This is a genomic window from Stieleria sedimenti (assembly GCF_025060895.1).
In the GTDB taxonomy this organism is placed as follows: Bacteria; Planctomycetota; Planctomycetia; order Pirellulales; family Pirellulaceae; genus Stieleria; species Stieleria sedimenti.
This window is the reverse complement of record NZ_JANZKV010000010.1, coordinates 1-15,280: the sequence shown is the minus strand read 5'-3', so window position 1 is coordinate 15,280 and position 15,280 is coordinate 1. Positions and strand designations below refer to the sequence as shown.

The following is a 15,280-nucleotide window of genomic DNA, read 5'->3' as shown; positions in this document are numbered from 1 at the left end:
CCACGCTGCGTGACGGATGTAGGGTTTCCCTCAGAAAAGGAGTCCGATCAACTCGCTCGATGCCCGAAGCACCCACCCAGAATCTGTTCGATGGGGCTTTCACGATGCGACTGTTCCAATGCAAAGTAGCTCGCACTTTCCCGACGGTGTGTATCCTGCCGCTGTCCTCGTAAAAGGGGCTGTCTGCTGTGATTGATGCCCGAATTGGCCGGCCGATTTCAATTCGGTCGGTTCCGTTGACGGACGTAGTCTATATGTATAGCCGCGTCCCTCCGGTTTCCCAAGGGGATTCCGGGCTAATGGAGCGTCGGATCACCGATCAATCAGGTATTTCTGTCGTCTTCCCGAGAATCCTTGCTTGCGAATGCCTTTTCAAACCGCCCCGTCCACGTATTCTTCCGAGTCGTCACAAGTCATCCCTCGTCGCCAGGGGCCGCGTCTGCGACCGCTGATCGTCTTCGGTACCCGTCCCGAGGCGATCAAACTGGCTCCCGTCGTGCGGGAGTGCCAGTCGCGTCCCGGCCAGATCGCTCCGATCGTCTGCAGCACCGGCCAGCACCGCGAAATGCTGGCGCAGGTCCTGGGCTATTTTTCGATCACACCGGAAATCGATTTGGGGTTGATGCAGCCCGGACAAACGCTCAGCGGTCTGACCGCACGCTGTCTGGAAGCGGTCGATGGGGTTGTTCGGCAACACAACCCCGACTGCATCGTCGTTCAGGGCGACACCACCACCGTGATGGCCTCGGCGATCGTCGCGTTCTACCATCGGTTGCCGGTCGTGCACGTCGAAGCAGGCTTGCGAACCGGGGACTTGAGTGCGCCGTGGCCGGAGGAGTTCAACCGCCGCGTGACCGGGATTGTCACCAGCCTTCACTGTGCCCCGACAACACGCAGCGAGTCTGCCCTGCTGGCCGAAGGCGTTCCGGCGCCGTCCATCCGCGTCACCGGCAATACCGTCATCGATGCCTTGTTGCACAGCGTCGCCAAAGAACGCGCCGACGATGCCCGATGGCGGCAAAAGTATCCGATGGCGGTGGCCGACAGTGTTGTCTTGGTCACCGGCCATCGACGCGAAAACTTTGGCGGTGGACTGCAGCAGATCTGTGCCGCGCTCTCGCATCTGGCCGCTTGTCATCCCGAGACCGAATTCATTTATCCCGTTCACATGAACCCGAATGTGATGGGGCCGGTTCATGAACTGTTGGGGGACTCAAGAAATATCCATCTCCTACCGCCGGCCGATTACCCCGAATTCGTCTGGTTGATGGATCGCGCCACGTTGGTGATCACCGATTCCGGCGGCGTTCAAGAAGAAGCACCGTCGCTGGGCAGTGCGGTGCTGGTCACGCGGACGAAGACCGAACGCCCCGAAGCAGTCGAGGCCGGTTTGGCAGAATTGGTCGGAACCGATCGCGATCGGATCATCCGCCGCGCAAGCGAACTGCTGGCCCAACCCAAACGCAGCAGCGGAGCCAAGGTGATCGAAAACCCCTACGGAGACGGAAACGCCGCCAAACGCATCGTCGATTGGATGCTGGAGGGTGAGAGTTGAAACTTCAACCTTGGTCCCAGGCTCCGCCCTACGCCGTGAACGATTTTAGGGCTCTAAAGGTGTTAGCGGAACGGCGCGAGCCGTCCGGTCGCGCTTCAAAAACACCGTGAAAGACCGGAGGGCTCGCGCCCTACCGCTAACAAATCGTTCACGGCGTAGGGCTCCGCCTCGCGAGTGCAACTGGGGAGTTGAAAGTTACTGCTTCTTCAGCGCCAACAACTCTTTCCGCTCCGGCAGATTTTTGTAGTACGGATCCAGTGGATAACAACCGCTGATGATGCCTTTCCTCGGTGCGGTGGTGCAGTCGCTGAATGTGCGGCAGACCTTCTTTCTGGCCAGCTGGTTTCCTTCGAGGACATCGGCGGGGAGATCCGGATACGAGAGCACCATGCGGCCGAGTCCGATGGAATCGGCCAGCCCGTTAAGGACGACGGCCTGAGCCACGTTGGGCAGCCAGTCTTGCAGATAGGTGTACCCCGAGCCGACGACGAACATTTCCGGAAAACGCTTCTTCAGCTCGGCGGTGGCCGCAATTTGACGGTCCACCCCGATCAATGGGTCTTCGGGCGGCTGGTACCCGTCGCTGGGCGGAAAGAAGGCCGGACGCTGCAGGTGCGGTGTGTAGTAGGGGCTGCCCGCGGTCGTGCAAATCAATTTCATTCCGAGCGACTGCATCAATTCCAAAAACTGAATCGGTTCGGTCAATTCCACACCGTCGCCGCGTGAATTGGACCCGAAGACCAGGCGCGGGTCGCCGGCGGGCTCGGGTTCGCCGATGCCCGATTCGGATTTCCGATAGGGCAGGAAATCGAAGATGCTGAGCCGGACGCCCAATTCCAGCTCGGGGGCTTCGGCGCGGATCCCCGCCACGATCTCGCGCAGAAATCGCGTTCGGTTTTCAAAACTGCCGCCGAATTCGCCCGGCCGATCGACACCGCTGAGCAACTCGTGACCGAGATAGCCGTGGCAGTGTTTGACGTCGACGAACTGATAGCCGAGCTTGGCGGCGCGAGCGGATGCGACGACAAAATCATCGATCAGGGACTTGAGTTCATCATCGGTCATGATGCCCGAATCGTCGGTGATGTTCAGTCGCGGATCGAGCGCCGGGTTTCGTTGGGCTGCGCGCGGTTCAGGTTTCGTTTTTTCGTTCGGGCGGGCGAATCGTCCCGAGTGGGTCAGTTGCAGCCCCACGACCAAATCATCGGTGTTGCCGAAACGTTCGGCGTGCGCCGCGATCAATAGCTCGCGCAGCGCACCGATCTCAGAAAGATTGTTTTCGGTCAGGCACAATTGGTTCGGGTTGGCCCGGCCGTCGTGCCGGACCGCAACGGCTTCGCCGCCCCACATCAGTTTGGCCCCGCTGATGCCAAAATTCTTCCAACGCCGTCGGGTCAAGTCCGTCGGCTTGCCATCGGCTGTGCCGTCCCAGCCTTCCATCGGCAAGATGCAGAACCGGTTCCCGATCGTCAACTCGCCGACCTTGGCGGACTGAGCGAGCGGTGATGTGTCGCCGGAGTCAACGGCTTCATCGGCGACGAGCTGCAAATCAAGTTCGCGAAGCCTGTCTTGGAAATCGTCGAACGTCTTCAGGCTGGCGATGCGTGGATAAGTCGGCATGGAAAGTGACGTCAGTGGGTAAAGAGGTGAAGAGAAGTATGTGTGGAGTCCGGCGACCAAGCTGTGGCTCGTGCTTTGTCCAGATCTGAATTTAGGGTTGCGTTGAATGAGCATTGAGCCCACGGATGGCAGCGCGAACCCACGGATCTTCGGCACCTAGTCATCCGTGGGTTCGCGCTGCCATCCGTGGGTGTTTTTTCCGCCCTGACCCCTTTTCCGCTCGACCAACGCAACTCCAAAACTAATTGTGTTCACACCCTACGCGGTCGTTTCGAGTGACTTTCCGGCGCGATCGAGTATCGATTCCAGATCGCGGGCGATGTGGCCGAGCACTTCGCGGTCGCTGTCCGGGCGAGCCGGGGAGCCGGGATAGGTTTGATCGGTTTGGATTTGGTCACGCAGCTTTAAAAACATGGCCGCGTCGTGCTTGTAGGCGGGTACCGGCGGACGGAACGCGAACGCGCCGAGGTACTGAAGCAAATCGTTGAGTTCGTAAAACGCCTCGTCACCGTTCTCCCACATGGCATCACGGGCGGCGAAGGCATCGGGCGCAAACGTGCTGAGCCCCAGCAGATAGTCGCTGCCGTACATCACCATGTCGATCGCCAGGTCGTTGCCGGTCATGACCTTGAATTCCGGACGGAGCTTGTCGCGGAGTTGCAGACGTTGCCACTCCAGGACTCGATCGAGCGACGAGTGTTTGGCGCCGACGCAGTTTTGAATTTGCATCAGACGTTCGTAGACGTCCAACGAATAGATGCAGCCGAAGGGGGCGAACACCGGGGCCAATTCGAACGCGTAAAAAGAATCGCAGGCCGCGGCCAGGGTTTCGTAGCGGGACACGATCTGATCGTCACTTCCCTGGGTCAGCCCATAGGACTGGAAAAAGATCGGGGTTCCGCCGAGCGATTGGATTTGCTCGACCCCGACGCGGTACGCGTCGGCGCCGAAGGCATCGCCGGGGTGGTCGGCGACGAAGGCGCCGGCGACATAATCGCGGCCCTCTGCGATCGACTGTGTCCGCTCCAGTGCCTGTTGCCGGGTCGCATCGTCGATCAGGTTCCCGTAGCCGGTGTCCATGTTGATCGCGGGGGTCAATCCGGCATCAAAGGTCCGGTGGACATGGGCGTCAAAGCCCGACCAGTCGACCGAAAGATCGCCCAGCAGCGGCAACAGAATCGCCGAAACGCCGGTGATTTTTCGCCGCGGTTTCAACATCTTGATCGGGTCGATCGGTTCCACTTGATTCATGTTCCTGGCCAGTTGCGTTTCGGGCAAAATTGAAGTCTGATTGGCAGAGAATAGACGATTCTTGCCGAGCTGTCTTGGAAAATCGGTCACCTCGCTTTTGGCATTTCGGGCATGCGGACTGTTCAGTGAAGCCCGCTTGCCGGTGGGACCGATGTCGATGAGATTGTGGCAATGCCAAAGCAAAGACTGACCGATCGAGCGCTGCACGAGAATCTTCCGGAGTGGGGCGTGCTCGTGTTGGAGAGCCACCATTCGCCGCAGTTCACGATGGAATGGCGTGAGCATTCGTTTTTGAAACTGGTCTACGTCCTGCGTGGCCGCGGTGTGCTGGAGTTCCAGGATCGCGTGCACCATTTCGAGTCGGGGGATTTGGTGATCGTTCCGCCGAGGACGGCCAACCGGATCACCGATGCCCCCGATGCGGCGAGCAGTTTGTACGTTTGTTGCATCGATCCGTCGCTGTTCGCGTTCGACGACGGGCTGATTTCCCGTTTGCGCCGCGGATTGGTCTCGGGAAATCCGCACTTTTCCAATCGGGTGGCAACACAGCTTCGTCGGATGCGGCATCATCAAGTTAGCGGTGATCCGACGCGTCCGATCTCGATGGTCTCTTCGGCGCTGCGAATCGTCGAATGGGTCATGCAGTTGGGGGGATCAACGGCGGCGACGAATGTTTCGCGGGGCCGCCGCAGCAACGATCGCGAGATCATCGAAGACTACGTGGCGCGACTGGCCACGGAGTTTTATGAGGCGTCGACGATCGATGCCGCCGCGGCGTCGCTGGGCCTGTCCCGCCGCGCCTTCACCAAACTGTTTCAAGAGGTCACCGGATCCACCTGGCTGACCCATGTCCGTCGGCTGGCCATCAACCATGCCAAGCATCAGTTGGCGCAAACCAATCTGTCGATCGCATCGGTCGCGTTCGAATGCGGTTTCAACGACTTGTCGACGTTCTATCGCCAGTTCAAATCTCAAGTCGGGGTGTCGCCGAAGAGCTATCGTCAATCGATCGCTGCGGATTGAAGAATCAAGTCGCGATTGGAGTGGGCTTGGGGTATAACGGAACGCTTCCGATCCCCCTTCTGCAACGCTGTGAAGCATTTTTTCCATGTGTTTCTTGAGGTTTTAGCGGCAGGGCGCGAGCCCTCCGGTTCTTCATCTCTGCCAAAACACCGCAGGGCTTGCGCCCTGCCGCTAAAAAATGCTTCACAGCGTTGCCCTTTCTGGTTGAGAAAATCCCCATGTCTGTGATGCAGTCTGTGATTGAGAAACGTCGCTTTCGACCGGCCGGGCTGGTCCTTGTAACGCTGTTGACGGTTGGTTTCCTCGGCGTCTCGCCGGCGCCGGTGGCGTGCGGCGAGGATCCGGTGTTTTCCGGGCCACAACCCGGGGAGAAACTGACGCCGCTGAAGTTGTTGGGCGTTTACGAGGACGCCGCCGGCCAAGAATTTGACGCGGTCGCCGACGCCGATGGCAAACCGACGTTGCTGGTGTTCGTTCACAAACTGACCCGCCCCGGATTGGGATTGGCCCGCGGATTGACCAACTATGCCCAAACGCTCAAGGACCCTCCGTCCTACTCCGCCATCGTTTGGCTCAACGACGACAAAGCGGAAGCGGAAGCCTACCTGACTCGTGCACGGCCGTCGTTGAATTTGAAAGTCCCTGTCGGAATCTCGATCGACGGCGGCGAAGGACCCGGCGCGTACGGGCTCAATCGCAACGTCGAGTTGACCGTCTTGGTTGCCAAAGACAACAAGGTGCTGGCAAATTACGCGCTGGTCCAACCCTCGATGACCGACGGTGTGAAGATCGCCGGCGAATTCGCCAAAGCACTCGGAAAGACACCGCCCACCGCCGAAGAGCTCCAAAAAGCCGCCTATCCCGGGCGAGCGATGAACATGCGAAGACGCCCGAATCCGGGCAGGGAGTGAAAAGAAGAGGAAGGTCCAAGGTTTGAAGCTATTAGCTATTAGCTTTTAGCTTTTAGCTTTTAAATCTCCAATCTAACTGCTAACTGCTAACTGCTAACTGCTAACTGCTAACTGCTAACTGCTAACTGCTAACTGCTAACTGCTAACTGCTAACTGCTAACTGCTAACCGCTAACCGCTAACCGCTAACCGCTAACCGCTAACCGCTAACCGCTAACCCGAGGCGATCTCATTGGTTTTCACCGTTCGACGCATGTTCCGATTTTCGATGATGACGCTGGTCCTCTGCGCCGGCGATGCGTCGCAGTGGGCGCGGGGCGAGGAGCCGAACGATGCGATCGATTTTGATACCCAAGTCGTTCCTATCCTGACGCGGTACGGTTGCAACGCGGGTGCCTGCCACGGTGCCGCAATCGGACGTGGCGGATTCAAGCTGTCGCTGTTCGGTTCCCGAGCGGCCGACGACCAAGTTGCCATTGTGCAGGAATTGGAAGGTCGTCGCATCAATTTGTATCAACCGCAGCAGAGTCTGTTGCTGCGCAAAGCGACCGAGACGATGGAGCATGGCGGAGGAGAACGGTTTGACGATGCGTCACCCGCGTACGCGCTGCTGGAACAATGGATCGCCCAGGGCGGCAAACGTTTGCAGCGGCGGCAATTGACGGACGTTCGAGTGACGCCCAGCAACGTCTTGTTGGAAAATGTGCAGGACTCGGTCGCCGTGTCGGTCATCGCGCGGTTCGATGACGGATCAACGGAGGATGTGACCGACGTCACGTCGCTCACGTCGGACGATGCCGAATCGGTTTCCATCGACCGCGATTCCAATCGTCTGACGGTCCATCGTCGTGGCGAGCATGTCGTCATCGCGCGCTATCTGGATCGGGTTCATGCCATTCGCTTGGGCATCCCGTTGGGGACGAAGGAACTCGAGTCGTCGCCTGACGTCGAGCCGCAGTCCGTGGTGGACCGTTGGGTCGATGTCAAGCTGCGACAGTTACGGATTCCCGCCTCACCCCAGGCCGGCGACCATGAATTCGCGCGGCGGGTTTGGCTGGACCTGACCGGACACCTGCCTTCGGTCGAGCAGTTGGATGCGTTTGTGGCGGACCGATCCGACGACAAGCGGCAACGGTTGGTGGACCGCTTGTTGAACACCGATCAATTTGCGGCCTATTGGGCGCTGAAGTGGGCCAATCTGTTGGGCATCGATAGCAAGTCGCTGCAACCCGAAGGCAGTCAAGCGTATCACGATTGGTTGACCGAATCGTTTCGCCAGGACCGTCCCTGGAACGCATCGGCGTCGGCGATGTTGACTGCCAGCGGGGACGGTTATCTCGACGGCAGCGTCAACTTCCTGCGTTCGGGCAATGGCCCCGATGGGCTGGCCGAGTTGGCGACGCGGGTGTTCATGGGGGTTCGCTTGCGCTGTGCCAACTGCCACGATCATCCGCTGGACCACTGGACCCAAGACGACTATCACGGGCTGGCTGCGATCTTCGCCAAACTAAAACGCGGACGTGTCGTCAGCACCTCGACGCGTGGTGAAGTCACTCATCCGGTGACCGGGCAACCCGCGATGGCACGGATTCCCGGAACACGTGATCTGTCGGCTGACGAGAACGGTCGGATGGAATTTGCCCGCTGGGTTACCGCTCCGTCCAATCCGTACTTCGCCCGCGCCGCGGTCAATCGAATCTGGGCTCAACTGATGGGACGCGGTTTGATCGATCCGGTCGATGACATTCGCGCGACCAACCCCGCCAGCCATCCCGAACTGCTCGACGCGCTGGCAAGTGAGTTCACCGCAAAAGGGTTTCGATTCCGCCCAATCATCCGTCTGATCTGTCACAGCGACGCCTATGGACGTACGTCACAAACACGCCCGGCCAATGAATCCGACTCGGTTTATTACTCGCACTTCATTCCCCGCGGATTGGAAGCCGAGGTGGTTGCCGGGGCGATCGCGGACGTCACCGGTGTTGACATCGTGTACGGCGCAGGTGATCAACGCGATGCCCTCCGGCTGACCGACAACCGAATGGCGTCGGAGACACTGGACATTCTCGGTCGGTGTGACCGTGAAGCGGCGTGCGAAACGCCGGAGCTGAGTGCCGGTTCGCTCGCCAAGGTCCTGCACTTTCTCAACGGCGACCTGTTGAACCGGCGTCTGGATGATCCGCGGGGACGATTGACGAAATGGTTGCAGGTATACCCGGACGACTTCAAACTGATGGAGACGCTGTACAAGCAAACCTTGTCCCGTCCGCCCAATGCATCGGAACGTCGGTACTGGGCAAAGCAATTGGAATTGGCGACCGAGGCCGACGGGCAATGGCATGATCCGCCCACGCGACAGATGTTTTTTGCCGACGTGTTCTGGGGCTTGCTGACCAGTGAAACTTTTCTGACCAATCACTAGCCGAATGACAAGTGACAAATCCAATGAAAAATCGTCATCCCGATCGACGCTGCGATGGGGTTCACCGTCGCGAGTTGCTGCACGTGGGAGGCTTGTCGGCGCTGGGGATCGGTGTCAGCGATTGGTTCATGGCGAAGCAGGCGCGTGCCGAATCAATCGCGACGCGGCAGATTGATGATTCGGCCAAAGCCCAGGCGTGCATTCTGATCTGGCTGGACGGTGGTCCCAGTCATCTGGACCTGTTCGATTTGAAACCCGACGCACCCACAGAGATTCGCGGTCCGTTTTCGCCGATCCCGACCAACGTCAGCGGCATCGAAGTCTGTGAACAATTGCCACGGACGGCGACGCAAATGGACAAGGTCGCGCTGGTGCGATCGATGACGTCGCCGTTGGGCGAGCACAATTTCGCCAGTCATTACTTGTTGACCGGATACAAACCGAACCGGGCGCTGACGTATCCGAGTCTTCCATCGGTCCAGAAACACCTTTCCCAGTCCCAGACGGCGATTCCCACGAACATCGCGATCGCGAAACCCAACGGGATGATCGGCAGCGGTTACCTGCCCGAGTCGACGATGCCCTTCATCGTCCAAGGCGACCCTTCACGGCCGGAGTTTCGCGTTCAAGACTTGGAGTTGCCGGTCGGCATGACGCCCGATCGTTTGACGCGTCGACGTGAGTTTCGAAACGCCGTCGACGAACTCACTCGGCAGACCGAAACGCGTCTGGCCGAAACGCGTCTGGCCGAGTCGGGGCAATCCGATTCGGCGTTCGACCAGGCGTTTCGGTTGGTGCAATCATCCCAGGCACGCGCGGCGTTTGATTTGCAACAAGAATCACAACGTGATCGCAATCGCTACGGCCGGCATCTGATCGGACACGGATGTCTCATGGCTCGGCGTTTGGTCGAAGCGGGCGCGAAATTTGTCACCGTGACCGACCGCGGATGGGACACGCACGAAGACATTTATCTTCGTTTGAAAGAGGGCTTCACCGGCGGGACGGCGGGTAAAATTCCGAAGCTGGATCAAGCTTATTCGGCGCTGCTGAGCGATCTTGCCGAGCGAGGGCTGCTCGACTCCACACTCGTGATTCTGATGGGAGAATTCGGTCGGACTCCCAAATTGAATCCGCGGGGAGGCCGCGATCACTGGCCCGGTGCCTTCAGCGTCGCCCTGGCCGGCGGCGGAATCGTCGGTGGGCAAGTGATCGGCAAGAGTGACGCGCACGGCGAACGGCCGGCCGAGCAACCGATCAGCCCCGCCGACTTGGTCCGCACGCTCTATCATCTGATCGGAATCGATGGTGATTTGGAATTAAACACTGCCGACGGTCGTCCCGTTCAAGTCAATCGCGACGGGACCGTGATCGGCGACCTGATCGGGTGAATCCATGAGCGACATCAGCAACAGCGGTATCCGTAAAACAGAGTTATTCGAGTGGCTTTCCGGCAAATGGGAGGGCACCTGTCGGACCTGGTTCGAGCCCGATGAATTGGCCGACGAGTCCGCCGTCCGAGGGGAATTTCAGCTGATCCTGGGAGGTGCGTTCGCCAGACACACCTACCAAGGGGCGATGCAAGGAAAGCCCCGCCGCGGTGAAGAGTTGATCTCGCAAAACGGTGTCACGGAGCAATTTCAAGTTGCCTGGATCGACAGTTTTCACATGAGCGATGCGATCATGTTCTCTCAGGGCGAGGCGAAGGAGAGCGGTTTTGAGGTCGTCGGCGAGTACGACGTCGCCAAGGATGCACCCCGCTGGGGCTGGAAAACGCGATACCAAAAACGCGGTCCGAAGGAACTGACGATCACGGCCTTCAACGTGTTCCCTGACGGCTCGGAAGCCAAGGCCGTCGAAACGGTCTATCGACGTGCGTAGTGCTTTGTTCCATTTCAATGTTCGGGTCGATGAGAGATTCGCGAAAAGGGGGCGGACCCCTTTTCGCTGGCCAACCCTAATTTCAAATTGGAACAAAGCACTAGTCGCCTGTGCGGTTAGATTCCAATCCAGAGATCGGTTAAACTCGATGGAGGCTTATGGTTTACGAAAAGGTTCATATTTGGCGGAGCGACGTGATACGTTTACTCACATTGACTACGGTTATCGGATTCTGGTTCGGCGGTTTGCTGGGGGGGAGTGCCCCCGCCGCAGATGACGCGATCTCGCCACCGGTGGACTTTAATCGTGACGTGCGGCCGATCTTCAACCAGCACTGCGTGGCCTGTCACGGTGGTGTCAAGCAAGCCGGGGGGCTGAGCTTTGTCTATGCCGACAGCGTGCTGGCGGTGATCGATCCGGGCAGCTCCGAAGACTCTTATTTGATGGAACGAGTGTTGCTCCCGGCCGACGAGGAAGAGCACATGCCGCCGAGTGATCACGGTCGCTCACTCAACGCCGCCGAGATCGATGTTCTGAAACGTTGGATCGACGGAGGCGGCGAGTGGGGGAAGCACTGGGCGTTTACCCAACCGCAACGTGCTGAGACCCGTTCGCTTGAATCCGATCAATGGTCGCGAACACGCATCGATCCGTTTGTGCTGGACAAGATGAAACAGCAGGGGCTTGCGCCCCAGGCGGATGCTGAGCCGGAAGAATGGTTCCGCAGGGCGTCGTTGGATTTGACAGGGTTGCCACCGACGCCCGCACAAGTCGACGCCTTTTTAGCAGGCGTTCGCCGCGACGGCGAAGACGCGTACCGGGTTGCCGCCGACGATCTTTTGGCTTCGCCCGCGTTCGGCGAGCGTTGGGCGAGTGTCTGGCTGGACGTCATCCGCTATGCCGATTCACGAGGTCTGGGGCTGGATGGTCGTCGCACGATCTGGCAATTCCGCGACTGGGTGATCCGGGCGTTCAACGAAGACATGCCGTATGACCAATTCACGGTTCGGCAATTGGCCGGTGATCTGTTGCCCGATCGCACACTCGACGACCTGCTTGCGACCGCGTGCCATCGAACAACGCAAACCAATGAAGAAGGCGGAACGGACGACGAGACGTTTCGCACCGAAGCGGTGATGGACCGCGTCAACACCACTTGGCAAGCATGGCAAGGTGTCTCGTTCGGATGCGTCCAGTGCCACTCGCATCCTTACGATCCGATCGAGCACAAGGAGTATTATCAATTCTTGGCATTCTTCAACAACACCGCCGATAGTGATTTGGGCAACGACCTGCCGACGCTGGCCGTTCCCGTCGATCACGAACAATTTGATGAAGCGTTCCGGTTGGACGAGCAGGCCGACCAGCTGTGGTTGAATGAGTGGCAGCTCGCCGGCGAGCTGGTCAAGGACGACGAGCTCTGGCAACCGATTTCCGATTTGGAGCTGTCCACCAACAACAATACACGCGTCCTCGCTGCAACGGTCGATGGCGTCGCGGAGTACCAGACGACGGGAACGGTACAAACCAGAACCAAGGTGCACATCAACGGCAAGATCGACGAGTCGATCGAGCAGATCACGGCGCTGCGGTTCACCGGATTTCCAAAGAACGAGCAACAAGCCCTGATCGATTCGGAGTGGGGATTCATCGTCTCGCACCTGGCGGCCAAACTGATTTCCCAGGACGGGACCGAAACGGCGATTCAATTCGAGCAAGTGATCTCCGACGAACCCGATCCGCTGTTGCAGCCCAATGAAAGTTTGAACCCCAAGTCCAACCACGGATTCGGTCCGTATTCTCGAATTCATCACGCTCGCACCGGCGCGTTCCTGGCCAATCCACCGGTCCAGGTCAAACCGGGCGACCGACTGGATGTGGAGATCGCGTTCAATGACGTTGAATTGGGAGCGTTTCCGCTGATCGCCCATCGCGGCAGGATTGCGGTCAGCCAATCGAGCGGATTTACCGAGTGGCTGACGGACGCCGAACGCGTGGCGGCCCGCGAACGGATCGCGGCGGTTCGTCACCAGCGGGCATCGATCCGTTCGATCAACACGCCGATTCTGGTCGAACGGCCGCAGGAGTTTGCCCGACCGTCGCGGGTGTTTGATCGCGGCAATCAGACCACGAAAACTGATCCCGTTGACCCGGCGATTCCTGCGTTTTTGGCCACGCCCGCGGTCGAACCCGACGCTTCGTTGACGCGGTTGCAGATGGCCCAGTGGCTGATCGGCCCCGAGAACCCGCTGACCGCGCGGGTCGCCGTCAACCGTTTTTGGGCGCAACTGTTCGGCACCGGCATCGTCGAAACGCAGGAAGACTTCGGAATCGCCGGGGCACCGCCGACGCATCCGCGGTTGCTCGATGATCTGGCCGTTCGCTTCCGCACCGAGATGGGATGGAGCGTGAAGACGTTGTTGCGCGAATTGGTGCTCAGTTCGACGTATCGCCAGAGCGCGGAAGTGGACGCGGAGCGTTACGAAATCGACCCGGCCAACCGATGGCTCAGTCGAGGTCCACGCGGACGTCTGCCTGCCGAGACGATTCGTGATCAGGCGTTGTTCATCGCCGGTCTGTTGAGCGAAAAGCAATTCGGCCCGCCGGTTCATCCGCCGCTTCCCGACGGCGTCTGGAAACCGTTCCAAGGGGGCGACAAATGGGCGACGGTGGACCCCAGCAACCCGGACCGCTATCGACGAACGATTTACACGTACACGAAACGATCGATTCCCTATCCGATGATGGCATCGTTCGACGCGCCGTCACGCGAGTTTTGCTCGATGCGTCGATTGCCTTCCAACACGCCGACCCAGGCGTTGATGACGCTCAACGACGCTACGTTCGTCGAAGCTTCTCAGGCATTGGCCGGTCGCATGATCGCGGCCGACGACGACTTCGACCAACAGCTTCGTTACGGTTTCCGATTGGCAACCTGTCGACAGCCCAAACAAGCGGAATCGGTTGCCATCAGAGAACTTTACGATTCGATTTTGCAAAAACACGACGGCGAAGAACCGAATCAGCGGGCGGCGATGACCGCAGTCGCGAGCGTCTTGTTGAACTTGGATGAGGTATTGACGAAATGAGTAGCATCGAACAACGACTCGCCGGCGAAGTGTTCACACGAAGGCTGGAATTCGAAACGCGGCGACACTTTCTACAACAGTCCGCGGCCGGGTTGGGGGCGGCATGGTTGGCCGGCCAGGCCGGTGCGCTGTCGGCCAGTCCCAGCGGCGGCGGTCTGGGGGCGATCGCCGCGAAAGCCAAACGCGTGATCTTCCTGCACATGATCGGTGCGCCGAGCCAATTGGAATTGTTTGACTACAAACCGGCCCTGCACGAGGTCGACGGAAAAGATTGCCCCGCCGAGTATTTGGAAGGCAATCGGTTCGCCTTCATCCAAGGCACGCCCAAAATGTTGGGGCCGCGTTACCCGTTCCAACAATACGGCGACTCGGGCGCGTGGGTGTCGGATCGGTTGCCGCATTTTTCCAAGGTCGTCGACAAGGTTTGCTTCGTCAAATCGATGCAGACCGACCAGTTCAATCACGGCCCGGCCCAGTTGATGGTGCATTGTGGCCAATCGCGGGTCGGGTACCCGTCGATCGGTTCCTGGGTGACGTGGGGCTTGGGATCGGAAAGCGAAGATCTACCCGGGTTCATCGTGCTGTTGTCCGGCGGACGGCAACCGCGTGTCGGAAAAGCGTTGTGGAGCAGCGGGTTCCTGCCTTCGGTCTATCAAGGCGTTCAGTGCCGTTCCAAGGGCGATCCGGTGTTGAATGTTTCCAACCCGTCCGGTGTCTCACGCGACGAGCGACGCCTTGCGCTCGACACGTTGGATCGATTGAACCAGATGAACTACGAATCCTTCGGCGATCCGGAAACGCTGACACGCATGAAGCAGTATGAACTCGCGTTCCGCATGCAAACGGCCGTCCCCGACGCAATGGACATCAGTCAGGAAACCAAGGAAACGCACGAGGAGTACGGTACCGAACCCGGTCAAGAATCCTTTGCCAATAATTGCTTGTTGGCGCGGCGGCTGGCCGAACGTGGCGTCCGCTTCATTCAATTGTTCGATTGGGGATGGGACTCCCACGGAACCAACGAAGGTGAATCGTTGGGGAAAGGCCTGTCGAAAAAGTGCATGCAGACCGATCGCCCGATGACCGCGCTGTTGAACGATCTGGAACGCCGCGGCATGTTGGACGACACGTTGGTGGTCTGGAGCGGTGAATTCGGCCGCACCTCGATGGCGGAAAACCGTGGCGGCCAGGCGACTCGATTTCACGGTCGCGATCACAATCCCAATGCCTTTACGATGTGGATGGCCGGCGGTGGCATTCGCCCCGGCATGACCTACGGTGCGACGGACGAACTGGGGTACCAGATTTCCGAGTCGCCGGTGCATCTGCGTGACTTCCACGCGACGATGCAGCACCTATTGGGGATCGATCACCGCAAGATGGTGTTCCCCTTCCAAGGACTCGATCAGAAACTGACCGGCGTCAAACCGGCGCGGGTGGTCGAAGAGATCTTGCTGTAGCCCTCGGACCATTCTTTAACGAAGGGTGCCTGACCCCAATGACGCGGGCACACGTGTTGGTGTGCAGGC

General features: G+C 59.2%; 10 protein-coding genes. 8 read left to right on the top strand and 2 right to left on the bottom strand.

Going from position 1 to position 15,280, the window contains the following annotated elements; translation table 11 throughout:
* Positions 1-364 precede the first annotated feature (364 nt).
* Complete coding sequence (gene wecB, locus NZK35_RS01515) at positions 365-1,555, top strand: non-hydrolyzing UDP-N-acetylglucosamine 2-epimerase (protein WP_259630831.1); 1,191 nt, start codon at positions 365-367, stop codon at positions 1,553-1,555.
* Between the two features lie 195 nt (positions 1,556-1,750).
* Here the strand turns inward: wecB and NZK35_RS01510 are convergent, their stop codons facing one another.
* Both NZK35_RS01510 and NZK35_RS01505 read right to left on the bottom strand, forming a co-directional pair.
* Positions 1,751-3,175: an oxidoreductase gene (locus NZK35_RS01510; protein WP_259630830.1), complete on the bottom strand. Its 1,425-nt coding sequence runs from the start codon at positions 3,173-3,175 to the stop codon at positions 1,751-1,753.
* A gap of 258 nt (positions 3,176-3,433) precedes the next feature.
* Positions 3,434-4,426 (bottom strand): dihydrodipicolinate synthase family protein, encoded by a 993-nt coding sequence (locus NZK35_RS01505; protein WP_259630829.1) that lies wholly within the window; start codon positions 4,424-4,426, stop codon positions 3,434-3,436.
* Positions 4,427-4,597: 171 nt separating this feature from the next.
* On the opposite strand from NZK35_RS01505, the gene NZK35_RS01500 reads away from it, so the two are divergent.
* From NZK35_RS01500 to NZK35_RS01470, 7 genes are all read left to right on the top strand, one after another.
* On the top strand, positions 4,598-5,449 hold the full coding sequence (locus NZK35_RS01500) for an AraC family transcriptional regulator (RefSeq protein ID WP_259630828.1): 852 nt from the start codon (positions 4,598-4,600) through the stop codon (positions 5,447-5,449).
* 227 nt (positions 5,450-5,676) lie between these two features.
* Entirely contained in the window at positions 5,677-6,360 is a 684-nt protein-coding gene (locus NZK35_RS01495) for a hypothetical protein (RefSeq protein WP_259630827.1), read from the top strand.
* A gap of 252 nt (positions 6,361-6,612) precedes the next feature.
* The gene (locus NZK35_RS01490) at positions 6,613-8,781 is read left to right on the top strand and encodes a DUF1549 domain-containing protein (protein ID WP_259630826.1); all 2,169 of its coding nucleotides are present in this window, start codon (positions 6,613-6,615) and stop codon (positions 8,779-8,781) included.
* Between the two features lie 23 nt (positions 8,782-8,804).
* The gene (locus NZK35_RS01485; RefSeq protein ID WP_259630825.1) at positions 8,805-10,172 is read left to right on the top strand and encodes a DUF1501 domain-containing protein; all 1,368 of its coding nucleotides are present in this window, start codon (positions 8,805-8,807) and stop codon (positions 10,170-10,172) included.
* 4 nt (positions 10,173-10,176) lie between these two features.
* Positions 10,177-10,662: a DUF1579 domain-containing protein gene (locus tag NZK35_RS01480; protein WP_259630824.1), complete on the top strand. Its 486-nt coding sequence runs from the start codon at positions 10,177-10,179 to the stop codon at positions 10,660-10,662.
* Positions 10,663-10,874: 212 nt separating this feature from the next.
* Positions 10,875-13,751 (top strand): PSD1 and planctomycete cytochrome C domain-containing protein, encoded by a 2,877-nt coding sequence (locus NZK35_RS01475; protein WP_259630823.1) that lies wholly within the window; start codon positions 10,875-10,877, stop codon positions 13,749-13,751.
* On the top strand, positions 13,748-15,211 hold the full coding sequence (locus NZK35_RS01470) for a DUF1501 domain-containing protein (RefSeq protein ID WP_259630822.1): 1,464 nt from the start codon (positions 13,748-13,750) through the stop codon (positions 15,209-15,211). The genes NZK35_RS01475 and NZK35_RS01470 overlap by 4 nt, the downstream gene beginning before the upstream one ends.
* Positions 15,212-15,280: the final 69 nt, after the last annotated feature.